This window comes from Brevundimonas bacteroides DSM 4726 (genome assembly GCF_000701445.1).
In the GTDB taxonomy this organism is placed as follows: domain Bacteria; phylum Pseudomonadota; class Alphaproteobacteria; order Caulobacterales; family Caulobacteraceae; genus Brevundimonas; species Brevundimonas bacteroides.
In genome coordinates this window covers 336,479-358,611 of record NZ_JNIX01000008.1, presented here as the reverse complement: position 1 = coordinate 358,611, position 22,133 = coordinate 336,479, and the positions used below count along the sequence as shown (strand labels likewise).

The 22,133-nt window shown below is 68.0% G+C and carries 23 protein-coding genes; 11 read left to right on the top strand and 12 right to left on the bottom strand.

Annotation, left to right across the window (positions count from 1 at the left end; genetic code table 11):
- The first annotated feature begins 49 nt into the window (after window positions 1–49).
- Together cysD and cysN are read left to right on the top strand one after the other, a co-directional pair.
- A complete protein-coding gene (gene cysD, locus Q333_RS0106635) occupies window positions 50–961 on the top strand; it encodes a sulfate adenylyltransferase subunit CysD (RefSeq protein WP_029415966.1) in 912 nt (303 codons plus the stop codon).
- The gene (gene cysN, locus Q333_RS0106630; RefSeq protein WP_051651162.1) at window positions 961–2,793 is read left to right on the top strand and encodes a sulfate adenylyltransferase subunit CysN; all 1,833 of its coding nucleotides are present in this window, start codon (window positions 961–963) and stop codon (window positions 2,791–2,793) included. Before cysD ends, cysN begins: the two co-directional genes overlap by 1 nt.
- Window position 2,794: 1 nt before the next feature.
- Here the strand turns inward: cysN and fzlA are convergent, their stop codons facing one another.
- Complete coding sequence (gene fzlA, locus Q333_RS0106625; protein WP_029415964.1) at window positions 2,795–3,475, bottom strand: FtsZ-binding protein FzlA; 681 nt, start codon at window positions 3,473–3,475, stop codon at window positions 2,795–2,797.
- A 36-nt stretch (window positions 3,476–3,511) separates the two neighbouring features.
- The gene (locus Q333_RS0106620; protein WP_051651161.1) at window positions 3,512–4,450 is read right to left on the bottom strand and encodes a cation diffusion facilitator family transporter; all 939 of its coding nucleotides are present in this window, start codon (window positions 4,448–4,450) and stop codon (window positions 3,512–3,514) included.
- A 125-nt stretch (window positions 4,451–4,575) separates the two neighbouring features.
- On the opposite strand from Q333_RS0106620, the gene Q333_RS0106615 reads away from it, so the two are divergent.
- From Q333_RS0106615 to Q333_RS0106605, 3 genes are all read left to right on the top strand, one after another.
- Window positions 4,576–5,772: a citrate/2-methylcitrate synthase gene (locus Q333_RS0106615; RefSeq protein ID WP_245591493.1), complete on the top strand. Its 1,197-nt coding sequence runs from the start codon at window positions 4,576–4,578 to the stop codon at window positions 5,770–5,772.
- Between the two features lie 68 nt (window positions 5,773–5,840).
- Window positions 5,841–6,647, top strand: coding sequence for an undecaprenyl-diphosphate phosphatase (locus tag Q333_RS0106610; protein WP_029415961.1), 807 nt, complete (start codon window positions 5,841–5,843; stop codon window positions 6,645–6,647).
- Window positions 6,648–6,684: 37 nt separating this feature from the next.
- Window positions 6,685–7,005 carry an Mpo1-like protein gene (locus Q333_RS0106605; protein WP_029415960.1) on the top strand — a complete coding sequence of 107 codons (321 nt, stop codon included), beginning with the start codon at window positions 6,685–6,687 and terminating at the stop codon, window positions 7,003–7,005.
- On the opposite strand, the gene Q333_RS0106600 is transcribed toward Q333_RS0106605, so the two are convergent.
- The 5 genes from Q333_RS0106600 to Q333_RS0106580 form a co-directional block, all read right to left on the bottom strand.
- The gene (locus Q333_RS0106600) at window positions 7,002–7,562 is read right to left on the bottom strand and encodes a hypothetical protein (RefSeq protein ID WP_157072387.1); all 561 of its coding nucleotides are present in this window, start codon (window positions 7,560–7,562) and stop codon (window positions 7,002–7,004) included. The two genes, Q333_RS0106605 and Q333_RS0106600, sit on opposite strands and share 4 nt — an antisense overlap.
- A gap of 11 nt (window positions 7,563–7,573) precedes the next feature.
- On the bottom strand, window positions 7,574–9,046 hold the full coding sequence (locus Q333_RS0106595; protein WP_029415958.1) for a S41 family peptidase: 1,473 nt from the start codon (window positions 9,044–9,046) through the stop codon (window positions 7,574–7,576).
- Window positions 9,047–9,085: 39 nt separating this feature from the next.
- Complete coding sequence (locus Q333_RS0106590; RefSeq protein ID WP_051651160.1) at window positions 9,086–10,237, bottom strand: AraC family transcriptional regulator; 1,152 nt, start codon at window positions 10,235–10,237, stop codon at window positions 9,086–9,088.
- A gap of 10 nt (window positions 10,238–10,247) precedes the next feature.
- Complete coding sequence (locus tag Q333_RS17590) at window positions 10,248–10,928, bottom strand: hypothetical protein (RefSeq protein ID WP_029415956.1); 681 nt, start codon at window positions 10,926–10,928, stop codon at window positions 10,248–10,250.
- 62 nt (window positions 10,929–10,990) lie between these two features.
- Entirely contained in the window at window positions 10,991–11,545 is a 555-nt protein-coding gene (locus Q333_RS0106580; protein WP_029415955.1) for a 3D domain-containing protein, read from the bottom strand.
- Window positions 11,546–11,766: 221 nt separating this feature from the next.
- On the opposite strand from Q333_RS0106580, the gene Q333_RS0106575 reads away from it, so the two are divergent.
- Window positions 11,767–12,405, top strand: coding sequence for a glutathione S-transferase family protein (locus Q333_RS0106575; protein WP_051651159.1), 639 nt, complete (start codon window positions 11,767–11,769; stop codon window positions 12,403–12,405).
- Here the strand turns inward: Q333_RS0106575 and Q333_RS0106570 are convergent.
- The 4 genes from Q333_RS0106570 to Q333_RS0106555 are packed head-to-tail and all read right to left on the bottom strand — an operon-like array spanning window position 12,391 to window position 16,011.
- Complete coding sequence (locus Q333_RS0106570; protein ID WP_029415953.1) at window positions 12,391–13,671, bottom strand: TRAP transporter large permease; 1,281 nt, start codon at window positions 13,669–13,671, stop codon at window positions 12,391–12,393. The genes Q333_RS0106575 and Q333_RS0106570 overlap by 15 nt on opposite strands.
- A gap of 2 nt (window positions 13,672–13,673) precedes the next feature.
- The gene (locus Q333_RS0106565; RefSeq protein ID WP_035293872.1) at window positions 13,674–14,171 is read right to left on the bottom strand and encodes a TRAP transporter small permease; all 498 of its coding nucleotides are present in this window, start codon (window positions 14,169–14,171) and stop codon (window positions 13,674–13,676) included.
- A gap of 32 nt (window positions 14,172–14,203) precedes the next feature.
- Window positions 14,204–15,184: a TRAP transporter substrate-binding protein gene (locus Q333_RS0106560; RefSeq protein WP_029415951.1), complete on the bottom strand. Its 981-nt coding sequence runs from the start codon at window positions 15,182–15,184 to the stop codon at window positions 14,204–14,206.
- A complete protein-coding gene (locus Q333_RS0106555) occupies window positions 15,181–16,011 on the bottom strand; it encodes a 2-keto-4-pentenoate hydratase (protein WP_029415950.1) in 831 nt (276 codons plus the stop codon). The genes Q333_RS0106560 and Q333_RS0106555 overlap by 4 nt, the downstream gene beginning before the upstream one ends.
- 208 nt (window positions 16,012–16,219) lie before the next feature.
- On the opposite strand from Q333_RS0106555, the gene Q333_RS0106550 reads away from it, so the two are divergent.
- A complete protein-coding gene (locus tag Q333_RS0106550) occupies window positions 16,220–17,284 on the top strand; it encodes a LacI family DNA-binding transcriptional regulator (RefSeq protein ID WP_029415949.1) in 1,065 nt (354 codons plus the stop codon).
- On the opposite strand, the gene Q333_RS0106545 is transcribed toward Q333_RS0106550, so the two are convergent.
- The gene (locus Q333_RS0106545) at window positions 17,281–17,916 is read right to left on the bottom strand and encodes an RpiB/LacA/LacB family sugar-phosphate isomerase (protein ID WP_029415948.1); all 636 of its coding nucleotides are present in this window, start codon (window positions 17,914–17,916) and stop codon (window positions 17,281–17,283) included. The genes Q333_RS0106550 and Q333_RS0106545 overlap by 4 nt on opposite strands.
- Window positions 17,917–18,018: 102 nt before the next feature.
- Here Q333_RS0106545 and kduD point away from each other — a divergent pair, with 102 nt between their 5' ends.
- The 4 genes from kduD (at window position 18,019) to ccmI (ending at window position 22,133) form a co-directional block, all read left to right on the top strand.
- On the top strand, window positions 18,019–18,780 hold the full coding sequence (kduD, locus tag Q333_RS0106540; protein WP_029415947.1) for a 2-dehydro-3-deoxy-D-gluconate 5-dehydrogenase KduD: 762 nt from the start codon (window positions 18,019–18,021) through the stop codon (window positions 18,778–18,780).
- A gap of 21 nt (window positions 18,781–18,801) precedes the next feature.
- Window positions 18,802–19,812: a sugar kinase gene (locus tag Q333_RS0106535; RefSeq protein WP_029415946.1), complete on the top strand. Its 1,011-nt coding sequence runs from the start codon at window positions 18,802–18,804 to the stop codon at window positions 19,810–19,812.
- Between the two features lie 83 nt (window positions 19,813–19,895).
- The gene (locus Q333_RS0106530; protein ID WP_029415945.1) at window positions 19,896–21,260 is read left to right on the top strand and encodes a hypothetical protein; all 1,365 of its coding nucleotides are present in this window, start codon (window positions 19,896–19,898) and stop codon (window positions 21,258–21,260) included.
- Between the two features lie 60 nt (window positions 21,261–21,320).
- Window positions 21,321–22,133 carry a c-type cytochrome biogenesis protein CcmI gene (gene ccmI / locus Q333_RS0106525; protein ID WP_029415944.1) on the top strand — a complete coding sequence of 271 codons (813 nt, stop codon included), beginning with the start codon at window positions 21,321–21,323 and terminating at the stop codon, window positions 22,131–22,133.

The following is a 22,133-nucleotide window of genomic DNA, read 5'->3' as shown; positions in this document are numbered from 1 at the left end:
CGAGGCTCGGCGGATGACGGGCGCAAGTTTGGGTGCTAGCGACGCCGGAATGCCGCACGCCCCGACCCGCCTGACCCACCTCCAGTCGCTGGAGGCCGAGGCCATCCACATCCTGCGCGAGGTGGCCTCCGAGGTCGAACGGCCGGTCATGCTCTATTCGATCGGCAAGGACTCGGCGGCCATGCTGCATCTGGCGAAGAAGGCTTTCTGGCCGGGGCCGCTTCCGTTCCCGCTGCTGCACGTCGACACGACCTGGAAGTTCCGGGACATGTATGCCCTGCGCGACAGGATCGCCGCCGATCCGGCCATCGACCTCAAGGTCTGGATCAACGAGGACGCCCGCGCGCGCGGCATCAACCCCTTCGACCACGGCAGTCTGCACACTGACCTGTGGAAGACCGAGGGGCTGAAGCAGGCCCTGGATCACTATGGCTTCCAGGCGGCGTTCGGCGGCGCGCGCCGCGACGAGGAGAAGTCGCGCGCCAAGGAACGGGTCTTTTCCTTCCGGGCGGCGGGTCACCGCTGGGACCCCAAGACCCAGAGGCCGGAGCTCTGGCGACTCTATAACACCCGCATCGCGGCGGGGGAGAGCATCCGGGTGTTTCCGCTGTCGAACTGGACCGAGCTGGATGTGTGGCAATACATCGAGCAGGAAGGCATCGAGGTCGTGCCCCTCTACTTCTCGGCCGAGCGTCCGGTGGTCGAACGGGCAGGCGCCTGGCTGATGGTCGATGACGATCGCATGCGGCTGGACCCCGGCGAGGTCCCGCAGATGCGGTCTGTGCGGTTCAGGACCCTCGGCTGCTATCCCCTGTCGGGCGCGATCGTGAGCACGGCGGCATCCGTCGCCGACATCATCGCCGAGATGAAAGCCTCGACCACGTCGGAGCGTCAGGGCCGGATGATCGACCACGACCAGGCGGCCTCGATGGAGAAGAAGAAGGCGGAGGGCTATTTCTGATGGTCGTCGCCGCGCCTAAGTCCCTGCTTCGGTTCCTGACCTGCGGGTCGGTCGACGACGGCAAGTCGACCCTGATCGGGCGCCTGCTGTTCGATACCCGCGCCGTGCCCGACGACCAGATGGCGGCGCTGGAGCGAGATTCGAAGGCGGTCGGAACGCAGGGGTCGAGTATCGACTTCGCCCTCTTGGTCGACGGCCTGTCGGCCGAGCGCGAGCAGGGCATCACCATCGATGTGGCTTACCGCTTCTTCGCCACCGAGACGCGCAAGTTCATCGCCGCCGACACGCCGGGACATGAGCAGTACACGCGCAACATGGTCACCGGGGCCTCGACCGCCGACGCCGCCGTGATCCTGGTCGATGCGAGGAAGGGCGTGCTGGTCCAGACGCGACGGCATAGCTTTCTCTGTGCCCTGCTGGGGATCCGGAAGGTGGTTCTGGCCGTCAACAAGATGGACCTGATCGGCTGGGACCGCGCGGCGTTCGCGGCGATCGCCCAGGAGTACCGCGCCTTCGCCGAAAGCATCGGCCTGACCGACGTCACCCCCATTGCCCTGTCCGGCCTGACCGGCGAGGGCGTGGCGTCCGCGTCCCCGCTGTCGGACCAGACGTTGCTGTCCTGGCTGGAAGCGGTCGAGACGGTGGATACCGAGGCCGCATCGTCCTTTCGCATGCCGGTGCAGTGGGTCAATCGTCCGGACCCGGACTTTCGGGGTTATGCGGGACTGATCGTCTCCGGCAGCGTCCGGCCTGGTGATCGTGTCCGCGTCCTGCCATCGGGCCGCGAGAGCCGCATCGCCCGCATCGTCGCCATGCCCGATGACCTGGGCGAGGCGCAGACCGGACAGGCGGTGACCCTGACCCTGGCCGACGAGATCGATGTGTCACGCGGCGCTGTGATCGCCGCGGCCGACGCCCCGCCGCAGGTCGCCGACCAGTTCGAGGCGACTGTCGTCTGGATGGATGAGGACGCCCTTTCGCCGGGACGGTCCTATCTGCTGAAGATCGGCGCACGCACGGTGACCGCGCAGGTCACGGCGCTCAAGCACAAGGTCAACGTCAACACCCTCGAAAAGCTGGCGGCGCGGCGGCTCGAGCTGAACGACATCTCGGTCTGCAACATCTCGCTGGATCGACCCATCGCGTTCGAGCCCTATGAGACGAACCGGGACATGGGCGGCTTCATCCTGATCGACCGGATCACGAACCGCACGGTCGGCGCCGGCATGATCCGCTTTGCCCTTCGTCGCGCCGACAACATCCACTGGCAGGCCATCGACGTGACCCGCGAGGCGCGGGCGCAGATGAAGGGCCAAAGGGGCCGCGTGATCTGGCTGACCGGCCTGTCCGGCGCCGGGAAGTCGACCATCGCTAACTTGGTCGACCGGCGGCTACATGCGCTCGGCCGCCACACCTATCTGCTGGACGGCGACAATGTCCGCCACGGCCTCAACCGCGATCTGGGCTTCACCGAGGAAGATCGCGTCGAGAACATCCGCCGCGTGGCCGAGGTAGCCCGGCTGATGGCCGATGCCGGGCTGATCGTCATCACCGCCTTCATCTCGCCCTTCCGTGCCGAACGGCGGATGGCCCGCGAGCTGATGGGCGAGGGGGAGTTCATCGAGGTCTTCGTCGATGCGCCGCTGGAGGTCGCTGAAGCGCGCGACGTGAAGGGGCTCTACGCCAAGGCGCGGGCGGGCCTGCTGAAGAACTTCACCGGCATCGACAGCCCCTATGAACCGCCGGAGCAGGCCGACATCGTCATCGACACCACCGCCATGAGCGCGGTCGAGGCGGCCGAGGCGATCGTGGAGCGGGTTCTGGGCGGCTAGGTCAGAAGTCCAGATCGGCGTAGCACGCGGCGGGCGCGATACCCTGAAAGCGGTCGGCCAGCAGGGGACGAAAGCAGGGTCGCGACTTGATCTTCATGTACCAGGTCTTGAGTGCCGGCCACGACGCCCAGGGGATCTCGCCGAAATAGTCCAGGATCGAAAGGTGGGCAGCGGCGACAACGTCGGCCTGGCTCAGACGACGCCCGGCCAGCCAGTCCCGGCCGGACAGCAAGGCGTCGAAAACGGCGAGGTGGTGTTTTAGCGCATCGCGGCCTTCGCGCAGCATGCGGGCTTCCGGCGGGCCGAGGCGCAGCAGGGGTTTTTCCATCCGCTCATGCAGTAGGACGGCGTTGACCTCGTCGGTGAAGCGGCGGTCGAACCAGGCGGTCAGGCGGCGGACCTCGGCGCGCTCGACGGCGTCCGAGGGTATCAGCAGCGGCGTCGTCTGCTGATCCTCGATCCAGCCGAGGACGGCGGCAACCTCACACAGCGTCAGGGGCGGCGGGCCCTCGACCTGCAGCACCGGCGGCATGCCCGAGGGGTTCAGGTCGTGCAGGGGGCAGTCGGCTTCCCACGGCCGGACCAGCACTTCGGTCCATTCGATGCGAGCCTCGCCGAGCGCCAGGCGCGCCGCGCGCGAGCCCGGATCGAAGGGGAAGTGGAACAGGACGCCAGGCGACATGCTCCGCTCCTGCGCCGAGGCCCGTTAAATCCGCGTTTACGGTGATGTCGCGGGCGTGGCGGGGACCGCCGAACTCCACGGTCCGCGCGGGTCTGCGTGGATCAGGACGTCGGCGTCGGGAAAGGCCGCCCCGATCCGCCGCTCGGCCTCGACGACGATGGCGTGGGCGTCCTCGAACGGCAGGCTGCGGTCCAGGTCGATGTGCATCTGGGCGATCAGGCGCGTGCCGGACATGCGGGTACGGAGCTGGTGAACGCCTCCGACACGCGGATCGGCAAGGACGGCGTTGGTCAGGGCGACACGGTCGGCGTCTGAGGCCTCGCGGTCCAGCAACTGGCCTCCTGAGTCCTTGATCAGGCCGAAGGCCCCCCAGGCCAGCCAGACGGCGACGACGAGACCGGCGGCAGCGTCCAGGCCCGGCGCGCCGAGGAAGGCGCCGGACACGACCCCGATCAGCACTACGGCGTTGGCGGCGAGGTCGGCGGCGTAGTGGGCGCGGTCAGCCTGCACCGCCATGGAGCCCTGAGCCTTCAGCGAACGGGTTTGGAGCCAGACCAGAGTTGCGGTCAACAGCATCGATATGACGACCACGCCGATGGCCCATATGCCGCCCGTCACGGGCCGGGGGTCGAACATGCGCGCCAGCGCCTCCCAGCCGATGAAGACCGAGGAGGCGAGAATTAGGCCGGCCTGGACGAGCGCGGCCATGGCTTCAGCCTTGCCGTGGCCGTGTCGATGGGTGTGGTCGCTCGGCCGTGCCGCCCAGCGGACGGCGTAGAAAGTGGTCAGGGACGCAGCGAGATCGAGGGCGGAATCGGCCAGGGACGCCAGGATCGACACCGATCCCGAAGCGCCCAGAGCGAAAGTCTTCAGCGCGATCAGGGCGACGGCGACGCCCACCGACAGGGTCGTCACCTGGCGTGCGTCAAGCGCCTTGGGCGGAACCTTGGGATCGGGCGAGGCGATGTCGGTCATCGCCGTCCTTGTGGCGGATCACCCGAGGGTTGCCAAGGATCGCACCGTCGCAGACCGGCGTTAGTCTTTCCGCCACGAAAGCGCCTCAACATCCTAAACAAATGGCTGCGACGGCGGGAGCGAGGATGACGTCAGACCTGAACCAGGTCGGAACCGACGCCGCGGACCGCTGGGCGCCGCGAGGCGAAGTTCTGTCGCTGCTGGGGGTCAAGACCCAGACGCTATACGCCTACGTCAGCCGAGGCCGCATAGCCGCCCGGCCCGATCCGGAAAACCCTAGACGCAGCCTCTATGCTCTCGCCGATGTGATCCGTCTCAAGGGCGGATCGCCCGTCGAGGGTCCAACGACCGTCGTCCCTTTCGAACCCGAGGTGAAGGGCGAGGCGCGGATCGCCTCCTCCGTAAGCCTAGTCGCGGACGGGCGCATCTATTATCGCGGCCGTGACGCGGCGGAATGGGCGCAGACGGCGACCCTGGAAGAAACGGCGCGCCTGCTCTGGGGATGCGAAAACTTCAATCCCTTCGCCGGACTGGGCGTACGGGTGGACCTTGCGGGTGGGGCCTCGCACCGCGCCCGACTGTTCGCCGCCTTGTCGCGCCGCGCCGAGGAAGACACGCCGGCGACCGGCAGGGACGCCCGAACGCTCCGGGTCGAGGCCGCCGGCGTGCTGAACGAGGTCGTGGATGCCGTCGCAGGGCCGGGACCCCGCCTGTTTTTCCATCAGAGGCTGGCCCGGGGATACAAGATGCTGGAACGCGACAGCGTCCACCTGCGTCGCGCCCTGGTGCTGGCGGCCGAGCACGACATGAACCCTTCGGTTCTGGCGACGCGGGCGGCCGCCTCGGGCGGAGCCTCGCCCGCGGCAGCGACGATGGCCGGGCTGGCCGCGCTGTCGGGGTCGCCGATGATCCGGACGCTGAAGCGGACCATCGCCTATGTCATCGAGGCGCGGCGCGACCCGGTCGGTGCGGCGGAACGGCGGCTGGCGTCGGAAGGCGGCATCCCCGGTTTCGGCTCCCACAGTTTCCCCCACGGCGACCCCCGCGCGGAGGCCCTTCTGGCCCTGGCAGAACTGCCCCGCGATCTTCAGTCGGTCGTGCGCGAAGGCGAGGCGTCGTCCGGCCAGAGGATCTCCTTTGCGGGCGCGCTGGCCGTGCTGGCGCGTCGGCTGGACCTGCCCCGCGATGCCGCACTGGATATTCTCCTGACCGGTCGCCTCGTCGGGCTGATGGCCCATGCGCTGGACCAGATCATGGAGGGTGGGCCGATCCGGGCGCGGCTGCGCTATGTCGGGCCCAGGCCGTCGGACATCGCGCCTTGAAATCCGCTGTCTGATCGCCGATCAGGCATGACCCGCCGACGGGCGTCTCGCGGCCTTCTGGAGTTTTCATGTCTGACTGGTTGGCGGCGATCATTCTCGGCATCGTCGAGGGGCTGACGGAGTTCATCCCCGTCTCCTCGACCGGCCATCTCCTGCTGCTCGGTCATTTCATGGGCTTCGAGAGCGAGGGCAAGACCTTCGAGATCGTGATCCAGCTGGGTGCCATTCTGGCGATCATCAGCGTCTACTTCCGGCGTCTCTGGGCGCTGGCCACGCGCTGGCCGCATGACGCCCAGGCCCGGCATTTCATCATCGGCGTGCTGATCGCCTTCCTGCCTGCCGCCTTTGCCGGGGTGGCCCTCTATCCGGTCATCAAGGAGGTGTTGTTCGAGACCCCTCTGATCATCTGCGTCGCCCTGATCGTCGGAGGCGTGCTGTTGCTGCTGCTCGACCGGATGAAGCGGCCTCCCAGATATCTGGACGTGAACACCTATCCCTTCCGGGTCTACGCCTTGATCGGTCTGTTTCAATGCCTGGCGCTGCTGCCCGGCGTGTCGCGGTCCGGAGCCACGGTCGCTGGCGGGCTGCTGCTCGGGACCGACAAGCGGTCAGCGGCGGAGTTCACCTTCTTCCTTGCCCTGCCGACCATGGGCGGGGCGGTGGCCTACGATCTGTTCAAGAGCCGCAACGATCTGGATTTCAATGATATCGGCCTGATCGCCGTCGGCTTCATCACCGCCTTCGTCACCGCCCTGTTCGTCGTTCGGTTCCTTCTGGATTTCGTCAGTCGGCACGGCTTTGCGCCGTTCGCCTGGTGGCGGATCGCTGTGGGCTCGCTGGGGCTGGTGCTGCTCTGGGCCAGGGTCGGAGCCTGACTTGTCAGGCCGCCGGGTTCGGAGTCATCTTTCGCTCATGAGCCCCCAACCCGCTTCCGGCGAACGCTTCCAGTCGTTCAGCGCCTTCTATCCCTATTACATCCACGAGCACTCCAACCGGACGTGCCGCAGGATCCATGTCGTGGGTTCGGCCCTGGTGATCGTGGCGGCGCTGCTGGGACTGTTCGTCAACGCCTGGTGGTTCCTGGCCATGCCGTTCGTCGGCTACGGTTTCGCCTGGGTCGGGCATTTCTTCTTCGAGAAGAACCGCCCGGCGACGTTCAAGTATCCCCTGTGGAGCCTGATGGGCGACTGGCGGATGTTCTTCGAGACCGTCGGCGGCCAGCGGAAGTTCTAGTCGCCCACCCGCCTCAGGCGGGTCTGGTTGCGGAACCGCCAGGCGTCTTCGCCAGCCCCGACCGGGCGGACCTCCTTGATCGACATCAGGTCACCGCCTGATCTTGTCTCGGTGACGCGAATGTCGGCCGGTTCGTCATTGTCTTCGCCGGTCTGGCTGTAGACCAAGGTCCACGACGTCGGGCCGTTGTAGGCTGAAACCGTCACACGGTCCGTCGACAGTTCGGGCTGTCGGCCAGCCCGATAACTGGCCTCCATGACAGTACTCGCGGCGGGATCGTCCAGACTGACGGTGGTGATCCAGACGGGGTTTTCAGGCCCGTCGTCGAAGAGGCTCTGGCGAATGAGGGTTGCTCCGTCCCCTGGCGTCGAGATCGTCGTCTGAACCGGGATCTCGAACAGGCGATCGGTCTGATAGTCCCGATACCCCAACGCACCGGTCCATCGTCCAACCAGGCCCAGTCTCAGGTCGGTGGGGGCGGGCGTCTGCTGTGCGATGGCCAAGGCGGGCGTCGCCAGAGAGAGCGCCAAGGCGCAGAGCATTGATTTCACGCACATCGGCGATCTCCTCAAGTGTTCAAGATTAAGCGGGTCGCGGCATCCATCTGCGGGTCGCGGCCAGAGCGAATGTCCTCGGCGGTGGTCGTGACCCTCACGTCCGGCTCGATGGCGGCGTCCGGCTGCGGCGTGGCGGGAAAACTGGCGATCAGAGGCAGGTCGACCACGATCTCGGATGCGGGCAGCTTCAGAAAGAAGAAGGCCCCGCCATTGATGCCCCTGCGATTGCCGCCTGTCGGTGTGCCCACCAGGGTGGCCAGGCTGCGGTCCTTCACCGTCTCGGCGAAGCCGAAGGTGGCCGAGGAGTTGGAGGCGTCGCACAGCACCACAACCTTGCCGGAGAACCGACGCCCGGCGGGACGGATCGGCGTCCCATCATCGACCCCGCCCAGCCGGTTCAGCCGATAGAAGCCGTCGCGCTCGGGATCGGGCTGGGCCACCATCCCCCAGTCGTAGAAGCTGCTGTCCCAGGTGTTCAGATGGGGACGAAGCTCGTCCGGGGCCCGGCGATAGCGGACATAACGCTGGTTGCGCGACCGGGGAATGTCGCGGTCGGTGAGACGGGTCAGGATGACGTCGCCGCAGTCGTTGCCGCCCTCATTACCGCGCAGGTCGACGATCAGCCCGCGCGCGCCGTCTCCCGTCAGGTCGTCCATGACCCCGGCTAGCCACCGGCGCCAGTCGAAGGTCGAGTTGTAGAGCGCCCAGCCCGGCATGGTCAGGCGATGAATGCCGTCTTCGCCCTTTTCCAGGGTCCAGGGGTTGGCGTCGCCGCTGGGCTGGACGGCCGCGGGCGCATTGGCCTGACGATCCGCCAGGGTCAGTAGTCCAGCATCGACCGATCGTCCGTCCGCCAGAGTGAAGCGCGCCCGATCCCGCAGCGGCAGGATCAGCGGCAGGTGGATGTCGAAGGTCTCGAAGCGGTCGTCGCCGCGCACCTCCATCAGGCTGACGCGCTTGGCGTCGCTGGCCCCATCGGCCCTGGCCAGGGTGACGAGGGTGGCGAGCAGATCGACGGTCGCCACATCGTTGATCGCCGTCACGATCGATCCACGCGGGAAGGCGCGCTCAGCCGAATCGTCGTGGGTCACCACCATGGCGCCGTCGATCCAGACGAAGCGGAACGGCACCAATGCGCGATCGGGGTAGAGCCGTGACCGGACCGGCTCGCCGCCATTGTAGGGGCTGGGATAGGTGTGTCCGCAGCGGACGGAGGCGGTGACCCTCGTGAGCGCCAGGAAGCGTTCGCGGAAGGTCGCGGGTGTCGCCCAGGCCGCCGATAGGCCGTTCAGTCTTTCGGTGATCTGGTCGGGCGTCGCATAGCGATGAAGACCCGGATGAAGCGTCTCCCATGCCTGACGCAGGATCTCGACATCGCTGCTCCAGCCCGGCTCGCCGACCTGACGTCCGAAGGCTGGCGAGGCGGCGGTGACGGCCATGGCCCCTGACAACTGGAGCAGGCGACGGCGGTGGAGGAGAGACATGGGAGGCTCCGGCGATGAACGGCCCGATCCTGCCCGGCCTCACCCGGCGGCGCGCCTCATTTCCGGTGCAACCGATGAAAAATCAGGATGTGAGACGCCGCGTCGATAGCGGGACGGCGCGACACCATAGCGGGCCTGGAAGGCGCGGTTGAAGCTGGCCTTGGAGCTGAAGCCCGCGTCGAGGGCGAGGGTCAGCAAGTCCTCCGTCGAACCGGCGTCGAGGGCTGCGGCGACGGTCTCGGCGCGGACGCCATTGATCCAGGCGGAGAAGTTCACGCCCAGACCCTGATTGATCGCGCGGGACAGACGGCCGGTGTTGGTGGCGAGACGGCGAGCGACGACCGGCAGGCTGAGGTCGGGTTCGCGGGCCCAGCCGCCGTCCCGCAGGCGCGCGTCATAGTCGGCGGCTAGCGCAGCCCAGTCCGGCTCGGCGCGGGTCTCCGGCATGGCGGCAGGCTGGAGCGTCGGGAAGCGCAGCCCGGCGTGGCGCCAGCCTTCCACGCCAAGATAGAGCCCGATCGCCGAGACAGCGAGATAGAGCCCCGTCTCCTGAAAGAAGTCGATGCCGCCGCTGATGAGGTCCCACAGGGCGAAACCGGAATAGAGGGCGAGCACGGCGGCCAGGGCGATGATGACGCGCGTCAGCCAAACGGCCGCGAAGCGGTCGTCGTCACTGCGCTGCTCGGCGAGGCCCGCGCGATAGCGCCTCAGCAGGCGCACCGACGCCACCGCATAGGCGGCCAGGGACGCCATGAAGGCCACCTGGAAGATCGGCCCGATGACTGTGCCGTGAGGGCCCGTGTACCACGCCCACTTCGCCTCCAGCGGCAGGGCGAAGGCGATCAGGAAATAGGCGAGCTGCAATCCCGGCGCGATCATGTGCAGGGCGAAGCGCGGGGGTGCCCGACCCGAGACCAGCGCCTGGGTGTAGGCGAAGAGCAGCGGCGGGAGCGACAGGGTGATCGAGAACGGCGCGAAGGTCAGCCACCGCCAGGCGTCATAGGCGCCCGCGAAGCCTATGGCATAGGGCGTGACGAACCCGCCCAGCGCCACGAGGAAGGCGGCGAGCAGGCGGTTGGCGATGCGGTTCTCGGGTCGACCGGCGACGGCGATGGCAAGTACGAGCATCTGCACGACCGCGAGGCCGAGCAGCGCGGTCCGCCAGCCGAAGTAGAGCTCGACGTCCCCCACGAAGCGCGTCTCAGCGGTTCGCCGGGTCGCGGAAAGCCCAGAGGCTAAGGGCGAAGACGGCGACCGCATCCCGGTCGGGTGATCCCTGCGGGGGCAGGTAGAAGGTCGGACGCAGGCCATTCAGCTCGACGCCGCCGACCTCCACGCCGTCCCGGCTGATCACATAACCCAGCACGCCGTTGCCGAACGGCAGGCCCCCGATGCGTCGTGTCTCCGTTCGATACTCGACGCCGTTCCACATCAGAAAGCCGGCGCGTTGGGGCTGCTGCAGGCGCGCCAGGAAGGAGCCACGCGAGAGCGCGAGGCCCATCGCGGCATCGGTGGGCGCGGCCCCGGCGTAGTCGCAGTCGTAGCTGATCGGCTCGCGGTCGAAGGTGATGCCGAGGATGTTCCGGTGCCCCTGACCGCCCCCGCAGTTGGCGGTGACTTCCCCGCCGGGCGTCACGATCGACAGCTCGGCCGAGGTGAAGTCGCGCGATTGCCACGGCAGGCGGACCTCATTGTCCCGCAGTGACGCCCAGCCGGTGTATTCGCCGACCGCGAAGCCCGGCCGGAACAGGCTCGGGCCGCGACGACCGGAAAGGCCGATCCGCTCGGTCCGGTCCTGCATGGGAACGGCCGCGTCCTGGGCCGAGACGACTACAGGAGCGGCTGCGATCAGGGTGGTGATGGCGAGGGCGACAAAACGCATGGCGAACTCCCGAACAACGCCGGGAGCCTAGACCATCCGATGTTTGACGAGGAGTCGCAGCCTCAGTTCGAGGCCGTCTCCCACGCGGGCGGACAGCCTTCGAAGCGCCCGGCCTCGGTGATGGTCAAGCGGCGCTGGTTGAAACGCATCACCGGGTCCATCGAGCGACGGCCGTGGCCGGTGTAGAGATCGACCCGCTGGCCCTGGATGGCGCCGCCGGTGTCGGACGCATACCAGTAGCCGTCGTGAACCGTGCCGTCGGGCAGGCGGATGCCGACCGTCTCGCGGATGAAGACGCGGGTTCGGCGCGGAATGACACGGGGATCGGTGGCGATCGTGCGCATGGCGATCGGACGGCAGCCCAGGGAATCGTTGCCCGTCGCTCCGCCGCCGCCTGCGTGATACAGGCTGGCCCGCGCGCTCCAGTCGGGCTCTTCGGCCATCAGGGCGGCCTGGTCTTCCGTCAGATTGGCCGGGATGTCTGTGGGACCGTCGGACGTTTCGACGCCTTCACTCACCACGGGATCGGCCGCAACGGCCGCTTCGTAGGAGATGGGGTCGACGGCCGGAAAGGCCGCGGACCAGAGCAGGGCGAACGCCGCGACGGTGCTCAACACAGGCGAAACTCATGGTGACACCGGCCCCAGACCATGCCGGCGCGCCCGCGTTTGATCAGAACCTGTGTCGGAAATGGGGCGGGCGGTCCGGTCGTGACGGTCTGTCCCCGATCGCGTATGGATCAGTCAACCGTTGCCTGAGATAAGCGGAACGGGGGTTGGGCAACGGCGGCAGTTGCGATAGCAGTCGTTCTGGCACATCAATTCTATGCTGGGACGCGATGCTTACTGTTCACGGCGATATTCGCTCGGGCAACTGCTTGAAGGTCAAGTGGCTGCTGGACGTGCTCAGGCGCGATTATCAGTGGATCGACATCGACGTCATGACGGGCGCGACCCGTACGGCGGCCTTCCTGGCGCTCAATCCCTTCGGCCAGGTTCCCTTGCTGGTGCTGCCGGACGGACGGACGCTGGCGCAGTCGAACGCCATCCTTGTCCATCTGGCCGAGGGGACGCACCACATCCCGGCCGGTGCCTATGAGCGGGCGCGGATGCTCGAGTGGCTGTTCTGGGAGCAATACAGCCACGAGCCCTACATCGCTGTCGCCCGATTTCAGCGCGCCTTCGCCGGCAAGACGGCCGAGGACATCGAGCCCCGCCTGATGGAGCGCGGCCGTGTGGCGCTGGACCGCATGGAGCAGGCACTCTCGGCCAATGCCTGGCTGGCGGGAGGGCAGGCGGCGACGCTCGCCGACCTGGCCCTGGTCGCCTACACCCGCGTCGCGCACGAGGGCGGCTTCGACCTCGCGCCCTATCCGGCGATCCGCGACTGGATCAGCCAAACCGAGGCGGCGTTTGGCATCGAGACTCCCAGCGAACCGGCTGATCGGACTGGCGCTGCGTCGTCACTTCAGCAGTGACGGTAGCCACAGCGACAGCTCGGGGATGAACACCACCAGGATCAGCACCCCGAAACACGCCAGGTAGAAGGGCCAGATCGACTTCAGCGCATCGGTCATGGGGATGCCGCCGATGGCCGATCCAACGAACAGCACCGAGCCCACCGGCGGGGTGATCAGGCCGATGCCGCAGTTCAGGATCATGATCACCCCGAAATGCACCGGATCGACGTCAAAGGCGCGTGCCACCGGCAGGAAGATCGGCGTGCCGATGATGATCAGCGGAGCCAGGTCCATGAAGGTGCCGAGGATCAGCAGCACGCCGATGATCATCAGCAGGATCAGGATGCGGTTGTCGGTGACGCTCTGGAGCGTCTCGACCATCATCGACGGCACCTGGAGATAGGCCATCAGCCAGCCGAACGCGCCGGCCGCTCCAATGATGAACAGCACGGCCCCAGCGGTGCGCGCGGCGCCGAGGCAAGCCTCGCTGAACGCCTTGAACGACATCTGGCGATAAACGAGGCCCGTGATCACCGTTGCATAGACCACCGCGATGGAGGCGCTCTCCACGGCCGTGAAGACGCCGGCCTTGATGCCGAAGAAGATGATGCCGACCAGCAGCAGCCCCGGAATGGCGGCGATCAGGCGAACCAGCACCGTGCCAAAGCCCGGGAAGGGATCGGCGGCGTATCCGCGCTTGCGCGCCACCAGATAGGCCGTGGTCATGACCGCGACCGCCAGCATGGCGGCCGGTACGATCCCGGCGGCGAAAAGGTCGGAGATCGACACCCCGCCGCCGGCGGCGGCCGAGTAGAGGATCAGGTTGTGCGAGGGCGGCACCAGCAGCGCCACCAGCGCCGCGGTGATGGTGACGTTGACGGCATAGTCGACGTCATAGCCGCGCTTCTTCATCTGCGGGATCATGGTGCCGCCGATGGCCGAGACGTCGGCGAGCGCGCTGCCCGACACGCCGCCGAACAGGGTGGAGCCGACGACGGACACCTGGCCCAGGCCTCCGCGCATGTGTCCGACCAGCGAGGCGGCGAGCGCGATCATCCGATCCGACAACCCGCCCTTCAGCATCAGCTCGCCGGTGAATACGAACAGGGGAATGGCCAACAGCGCGACTGAGGTGATGTCCGATCCCATCTGCTGGATCACCACGATGGGCGGCAGCGCCAGATACAGCACCGTGGCCACGGTCGCCGCCAGCATGGAGAAGGCGACCGGAACGCCGATCAGCAGCAGCAGGGCGAAGACGCCGAACAGGATGACGAATTCCATGTTCAGCCCTCCTGCTTGGGAACGTAGTCGCCGGTCAGCAGGCGCTCGACGGCGAAGACCAGGATAAGGGCGCCCCCCACGCACAGGCCGACGAACTTCAGGCCGGACGGCAACTGGGCCCCGGCCAGAGGCACGGCCCAGTCATCGAGCATCAGCTGTCCGCCCAGAACCATCAGCGTGGCTCCGGACGCCGCCGCGATCAGGCGCGCCAGCACGCGGCTCAACATGTTCAGCGGCTTGGGCATGGCGTCCCGCAGCGTCAGGAAGGCGAAATGGCTCTCACGTCGCACCGCGACCGCCGAACCCAGCATGACCGCCAGGCTCATGAACAGCAGGGCGACCGGCTCGGTCCAGCCAGGGCTGTCGTTCAGCACATAGCGGGCGAAGACCTGCCACGCCTGCACCAGCGTCATGACGACCAGCGCCACGGCGGCCAGGATCATGCAGGCACTGGCGAGGGGATCGAGCCAGCGGCCGCCTGCCGAGCGAGGTTCAGACATCGACGCCCTCCCTTAGGCGTTGGCGCGACCGTTCAGGCCGTCGCGGAAATCCGTTCGTAAAGCGCGCGCAGCCCGGGTGACCCCAGGTACTTGTTCAGGACCGGCCGCGTCGCTGTCGCGAAGGCCTCCCGATCGACCTCGACGGCCTGGGTGCCTGCCGCGAGCACCGCCTGGCGGGCCTCGGCCTGACGGGTTTCCCAGGCCGCGCGCATGATCGGCAAAGACCGCTGGGCCACCTCGCGCACGAGTTCCCGGTCGCGCGGCTGGAGACGATCCAGACTGGCCCGCGACATCAGAAGGGCGTCGGGCAGGTAAGAATGCTCGGTGATGCTCAGATAGGGCGCGACCTCGAACTGCCGGCTGGACTGATAGCTGGGCCAGTTGTTCTCGGCGCCGTCGATCAGATGGGTCTGCAGGGACGAGAACACCGCGCCGAAGCTGAGCGGCGTCGGATTGGCGCCCATGGCCCTGAGCGTATCGAGGAAGACATCGGACTGCGGTGCACGGATCTTGAGCCCGCGCAGCTGGCCCGGCTCGGTCACCGGCGCGCGCACGTTGTAGAGATTGCGCGGGGCCGCATCGTAATAAGCGAGGCCCACGAGGCCCCGGCCCTCGAACACGTTCAGCAACTCCCGGCCGATGGGGCCATCGATGACGCCCCGCATGTGGTCGGTCGAGCGGTACACATAGGGCAGGGACAGCAGGATGGTCTCGGCAAAGGCGTTGTTCAGCGCCGCCACCGACACGCGGCAGATGTCGATGGCCTCGAACCGGGTCAGGCCGATGGAATCGTCCTCAGACCCCAGCTGGCCGGACGGATACTGGGCGATGCGGACCCGCCCATCGGTCAGGCGGTTCAGCTCCTCGCCGATCCAGCCGACGGCCGTGACCGTCGGATAGTCGGACGGATGAACATCGGCGGCCTTCAGGGGCGCGTTTTCCGCTGCGGGCCGGGAGCAGGCGGCCAGACCCGCGAGACCGGTCAGGGCGAACGCGCGGCGGCTCAGGCTCATGCGCCGGCTCCCTGGGCGGGCACGGCGACGCAAGCGATCCGACCGTCACGTCCAAAATCGGCGATGGCGGACTGGCCGACCCTGATGCGGTGGACCCCCGTCGCGGCCCCGGTGGAGATCAATTGCCCGGCCTCGATCCAGCGCCCCTGTTTCTCCAGAAGGTTCAGAAGAAAGGCCAGAGAGTCCAGCGGTCCGCCGGGGATCGACCGCGCGCCGCCCGTCCCGACCTCCACGCCATCGATCTCCATGCGGCACGTCAGGTCGCCCAGCCGCTCGCGCCAGTCGGCCACGGCGGGACCGAGGATCAGACCGGCGTTGTTGCCGAAATCCGACGCCGTCACGGCCGGGCCGTGGTCGTTGATGCCGGGAAACGGACTGCCCGCGATCTCCACGCCGATGTGGACCGCTTCGACATGGGGAGCGACGGAGACTGCGTCCCACAGACCATCGCGCGGGCCTGCGATCGGGGCGTCCCCGATCTTCAGCACATACTCGGCCTCGACCGCCGTGAACCCGTCGGGAATCGCCTCGAAGGCCGTCGGCTCCGATCCGGCCGCCCAGACATTCCGGCGAAAGATTGGCCCCGCCAGTCGACCCGCGCCAAAGCGGGCGTCCATCGGCGGCGGAATGCGGCCCAGCTTCCAGCCCGCGACGTCATCGGGCCAGGCGGCGATCGCCGCGTCCTGGATGGCATAAGCGGTCGCCATGTCGGTGGGCACCGGGCCGGGATAGTCGGGCAGGGCACGACCGGCCAGGCGCGCCTCGACGAAGCGGGCCGCCACGCTTCCGGTCGCGGTCTGGACGGACGCTGTCTGGGCGACGGTCATTCTGCGCCTGCCGAGATGAGAGAGATGCCCGTCACTCTGAGTTCCGTCGCCGCGTTTCCCCGCCGGTCTTGCCGCCGGTCGAGCGATGATTGAAGCGTTAGGAAACCGGTGTCAACGGCGAGCTTCGCTCTTGGTCAAGCGTGCGGTTTCGTTGGCGCGGGCGCTGCGACGGCTGTATGGCTGGGCTGGAGAGACAACGAGGTCGAGCTTGACCGACGACGACATCGCCACCGCGCGCGGCGGGCTGAAGCCTGGAAAACGCCCGACGATCAACGACGTGGCCCGCATCGCCGGGGTGTCGAAGAAGACCGTCTCGCGCGTCATCAACCAGTCGCCCTTCGTGCGGGAAGAAACGCGGGTCAAGGTCAGCGCCGTCATCGACGAACTGGGCTTCACCCCGGACGTCCAGGCGCGCGGCCTTGCCTTCCGTCGCTCCTTCCTGGTCGGCTTGATCTACGACAATCCCAGCCCGAACTATGTCGTCAACATGCAGCAGGGCGTGCTGGACGCCCTGCGGGGGTCGGGGCTGGAGCTGGTCGTCCACCCCTGCGACCGGGCCAATCCCAACCTGGTCGCCGAAATCCGCGCCTTCGTCGAACGCCAGAAGCTGTTCGGCGTGATCCTGCCGCCCTCGGTCTCCGAGGATGAGGCCGTCATCGCCGTGCTGCGTGAGCTGGACTGCCCCTACGTTCGGATCGCCTCGGTGTCGCTGGACGAGCCGGGGCGGATGCTGGTGACCAACGACCATCTCGGCGCGGCGGAAGCCGGGCGACATCTGGCGGACCTGGGCCACCGGCGGATCGGCTTCATCTCGGGCCCGGCGCTGTTCCGCTCGAGCGCCCAGAGGGGCGGGGGACTGCGTGGCGCGCTGGCCGAGAAGGGCGTTGCGCTGGACGAGCGCTATGTCGCCCAGGGCGCCTATACCTTCGAGAGCGGGGTCGAGGCGGCCAGGTCCCTGCTGGCGCTGGACCCCCGGCCGACGGCGATCTTCACCGGCAACGACGAGATGGCGCTCGGCGTCTTCAAGGTCGCGCGCGATATGGGGTTGGAGATCCCCCGCGACCTGTCCGTCGTCGGCTACGACGACCTGCCGATGGCGTCGCGGGTGTGGCCGAACCTGACGTCGGTGCGCCTGCCCATCCGCGACATGGGGCGCATGGCGGCGGAGAAGCTGCTGGCCTCGATGCGGGGGCTCGATCCTGCCAAGCTGGATCAGCCCGAGGTGCGGCCGTCGCTGGTGGTCCGGGATTCCGCGACCGCGCTGACGGCCTAGACGACCGTGCGGATGTAGTCCGCGATCGCCTGATCCTTGGCGTTGGCGAAGAAGTAGTCCTGGAACCGCTCGCCGGCGACGGCGGCCTTCAGCAGGTCCTGATCCACGGTCTTCAGTACCGTCAGCATGTCATGGCAGGTCGCGGCTTTGAGCGATTTCAGGATGCCGCGATTGCGCGCCATGATCTCGGCGCGTTCTTTGGGATAGCCGAGGCCGCGCTCTCCGTCGAACAGCTTGCGATAGACGTCCTGCAGGTTCAGCTCGGCGGCCCAGCCGAAGCCCTTGGCATAGGGCATGGAGATGGCGTTGCCGTCATTGATCTGGGCGAACAGGAAGGCGTCGGTCGGGTCGATCACCAGGCCGCAGAATACGCCGGGCATGGCGTTGCAAGCCAGCATCGACCCCATGCCGGTGCCGCAGCCGGTCACGACGAAGTCCGCTGCGCCGGAGTTCAGCAGAATGCCCGTCAGCAGCCCGTTCATGACGTAGGTCAGGGACGCTTTGTCCTCCGCGGAGTACATGCCGTAGTTAAAGACCTCGTGGCCGAGCGGCTCGGCTACGGCGCTGAGGGCGGCGTGGATCGTCCCGTTCTTGGCGGCTTGGCTGTTCTCGGTGATGAGGGCGATCTTCATGGCGTCTCTCCGTTTGCATTGGCATATGACACCGGTTACCGATGGTCGCAACCGAAGCCGTGCGCTAAGGCTCGGACCACCGTCTGACACAGAGCTCGACCCATGTCCGCCCATCCTTTCGACCTGACCGGCAAGGTCGCCGTCGTGACCGGTGGCAACACCGGAATTGGTCAGGGCATCGCCCTGGCCCTGGCCTCGGCTGGGGCCGCCATCGCCTCGGTGGCGCGTCGACCCTCCGACGACACCGTCGGTCAGTGCCTCGCCAGGGGCGTGCGCGCCATCTCCATCCAGGCCGACCTGGGTTCGACCGAGCCTGTGGCCCGCATCGTCGAGGAGGCGACTGCGGGCCTCGGTCCCATCGACATCCTGGTCAACAACGCCGGCATCATCCGCCGCGCCGACGCGGTCGACTTCACCGAGGCCGACTGGGACGCGGTGATGGACGTCAATCTGAAGTCCGTCTTCTTCCTCAGTCAGGCCGTTGCGCGGCGCTGGATCGCCGGGAGCCGGGGCGGCAAGATCATCAACACGGCCTCCATGCTCAGCTTCCAGGGCGGCATCCGGGTGCCGTCCTACACGGCCTCGAAATCGGGCATCGCCGGCCTGACCAAGCTGATGGCCAATGAGTGGGCGAAACACGGCATAAACGCCAACGCCATCGCGCCGGGCTACTTCGCCACCGACAATACCCAGGCGTTGCAGGACGACCCGGTCCGGTCCAGGGAAATCCTCGGTCGCATCCCCGCCGGGCGCTGGGGCCAGCCCGAGGATATCGGGGGCGCGGCGGTATTCCTGGCCTCGGCGGCTTCGGACTATGTCCAGGGGATCACCCTGCCGGTGGATGGCGGTTGGCTCGCGCGGTGATCCCGGTCTAGCCTCGCCGCCATGACCATTCTCTGCTTCGGCGAGATGCTTCTGCGTCTCACGCCCGCCCCCGGTGAACGCCTCATGCAATCGCCCGACCTGATCATCCGCCCGGGCGGGGCGGAGACGAATGTGGCTGTTTCGCTGGCGCGGTTCGGAGCCGACGCCGCCATCGCCACCGTTCTGCCTGACAATGACCTGGGCCACGCCGCGCGTGACGAAGCCAGGAAGCACGGGGTCGACACCTCCCGTGTCCGCTTCCAGCCGGGCCGGATGGGGCTCTACTTCCTGACGCCCGGCGCCGTCCGACGGCCGTCCGAAGTGCTCTACGATCGCGCGGGCTCGGCGTTCGTCCGCCATGTCGAGGAGGCTTTCGACTGGCCCTCCCTGTTGCAGGGTGTGGAGTGGCTACATCTGTCCGGCGTCACCCCGGCGACGGGGTCGGGAGGATCGGCGGCGGCGCTGGCGGCCGTCCGCGCGGCCGCGTCGGCCGGGGTCAAGGTCAGCTTCGACGGCAACTTCCGCGGCAAGATGTGGTCGGAGTGGGATGGCGATCCCCCCTCGGTGCTTCGCCCCATCATGGAGGGCGCCGACCTCGCGTTCGCCGACGACCGGGATTTCGCCCTGATCCTGGGCCGGTCGTTCAGCGATCCCGACCCGGCCCAGAGGCGGCGCGCCGCCGCCGCCGCGGCCTTCGACACCTGGCCCCGGCTTCAGCGCATCTGCTGCACCCTGCGGATCAACGACAGTGTCGCCGACCAGACCCTGTCTGCGGTCATGATCACCCGCGATGGCGAGCACCATGCCGCGCCCATCGCTCTGTCGGGTGTCGTGGATCGGGTCGGCGGCGGCGACGCCTTCGCCGCCGGGGTGCTGCATGGCGTGGCCAAGGGCTGGGCGGACGACGAGGCGCTGGCCTTTGGTCTCGCGGCTGCGGGGCTGAAACACTCCGTCCACGGCGACTTCAATCTGTTCGATGAGCGCCAGGTGCGCGCCGCCATGGCGGCTGACGGTTTCGATATCCGACGCTGACGCCACGCGCCGTTTCCGGATTTCTTAACCTCGGCCGTTCACCATCAGAGATGGCCGGGTGTGTCCGGCTTTCGGAGAACGGCATGGCCGAACTTTCGGTCGCCCAGCGCGCGGTGCTCGCGCAGATGGTCGAGCGCCTGCCCGACAGGACGCTGAAGACCCTGTCCCTGGCCGTCGCCCAGATGCCGGGCGAGAAGGCTCGCATATTGTCGCAAATGCTGGCCGAGGAAGGGGTGGACCGCAAACGCCGTGCCGTCGCCTTCGCGCCCATGATGCCTCTGTTCGCCCCGCGCCGGGATGGCGTGGAGGGCCTGACCTTCCCGTCCGCTGTCCTGCCGCGTCTCTGGAAGGCGGCGTCGGCCACGGCGCCAGCGCTGCTGACCACGCTCGACGACATCCGGCTGCGCGAAGACGATCCCAAAGTGGTGGCTGTCGCTGACCGCTACTGCATCGCCGCGTCGGGCGTGATCCGGGACAAGGCCGACGTTATCTGGCCGCCGACGCTGGGTCAGGAAGATGAAAGGGACGCCGGGCTTGCCAGCCTGGTCCAATGTTTCGATCTCGCGGTCCTGGCGCGTCGCGCCTTGAAGTCCCTGCCGCACTGGATCCTGAGGCCCACGCCCGATCAGCTCGCGGAACTCAGGCTGCTGATCCGCGACGCGGGCGAGATCACGCCCGACGGCGGGCCGCGCATGCTCGAAATCCTGTTCGCCCATCTGGCGGACGCGAGCCTGGTGCTGCGTCTGGTCGTCCATTCTTCGCGGTCGGCCAGCAACGAAGGCGTCCTGTCCGGGTCGGAGATGGCCGTTTTCGTCAACCGCCTTCTGGCTGAGGTCGAGGCGCGGGTCGCCCGGGTCGGTGCCTTCAAGCCCACCGCCGGTGTCGATCCGGGTCCCCAGATCAAGGCCGACATCACCTGGTGCGCCGAGACCCTGGCGGAACTGGACATGACGCTGCAGCTCGATCCTAGTGGCGAGTGGGGCACAGCAGCCCGCGATGCCCGGGTCCGCATCAACCGGGGTCTGTCCAACACCCTGAAGTCGACGGACAAGGCGCTCGACAGGGTGCTGCCGCTGAAGCGGGTCAAGACCGCCGGGCGCATGACGCGCGAGGCGGCCGATCTGGAACACCCCGTCCCGCCCGAGGCGGTCCAGACGGCCGTCGCGCTCCTGACGCTGGTCGGGGCCATGCGCACGGCGGCGCAAATCTTCGGCATCGAAAGCCAGAGGTCGCAGCTGGTGCAGTCGGCGATCGATCGCATCACCACCTTCGTTGACTTGACCATCGAAGCCGTCAACGCAGGCGAGGCCGAGGTCGAGACCGAGGACCGCGCCCTGGCCCATGTCGAGACCCTGGCCGGACTGCTTCTGCTGATCGACGCAACCGAGCCCGCGCGCACAGTTCGTCGCCGTGCCGCTGCTGCGGGAACGCTGGCCCGGACGGGCTGATCAAGACACGGCGTCGCGGCCTCTCGCGGGCGGGCCACGCTTGGTCTAAGCCTGTGGCCCATGATCGTTTTCTGGACCCTGACCGGTCTCGCCGCTGCTCTGGCGGGACTGATGGTACTGACCGGCGCGCGCCGGGGCGCGAGCGCAAGCGATATCGCCGCGCCCACAGCGGCCGCCGAGCTGGCGGAGCTGGATCGTCTGAAGGCACGCGGCCTGCTGGACGAGGACGCCTGGTCCGCCGCGCGGGCCGAGGCCGGGCGTCGCCTGCTGTCCGAGCCCGCTCCTCAAGCGCCGTTGACGGTTGGATCACGCGACCGCGCCCTCACCCTGGGGGCCCTTGTGGCCACGGCGGCGGGCGCCCTCGGGCTCTACTTCGCCATGGGCAGCCCCGGCTTCGAGGATCAGCCTTACGAGCGGCGGATCGACGAATGGGCCAGCCAGGCCGAGACGCTGGACGCGCAGCGGATCGCGGCGGTCCTCAGCCGGGCGGTCAAGCGCGAGCCGGAGAACGTCACGGCCCTGACCATGCTGGGCGCGGCGCGGTTCGAGGCGGGCGACCCGATCGGGGCGGCGACGGCCTTCCGACGCGCCCTGACGCTCCAGCCGAACGACGCCACCAGCTGGGCGCGGCTGGGCGAGAGCCTGGTCCGCGCGGCCGAAGGGGAGATACAGCCCGATGCCGAGGCCGCCTTTAACCGGGCGCTGGAGCTCGATCCCAGTCAGCTGGGCGCGCGGTTCTTCCTGGGCGACCTGGCCATCACCCGGGGCGAAGCGGAGCGGGCACGCGAGCTCTGGACGCCGCTGATCGAGGCGCTCGATCCCGCCGATCCGCGCCGGGCCGAACTCGCGGCGCGTCTGGACGCGGCGGGATGA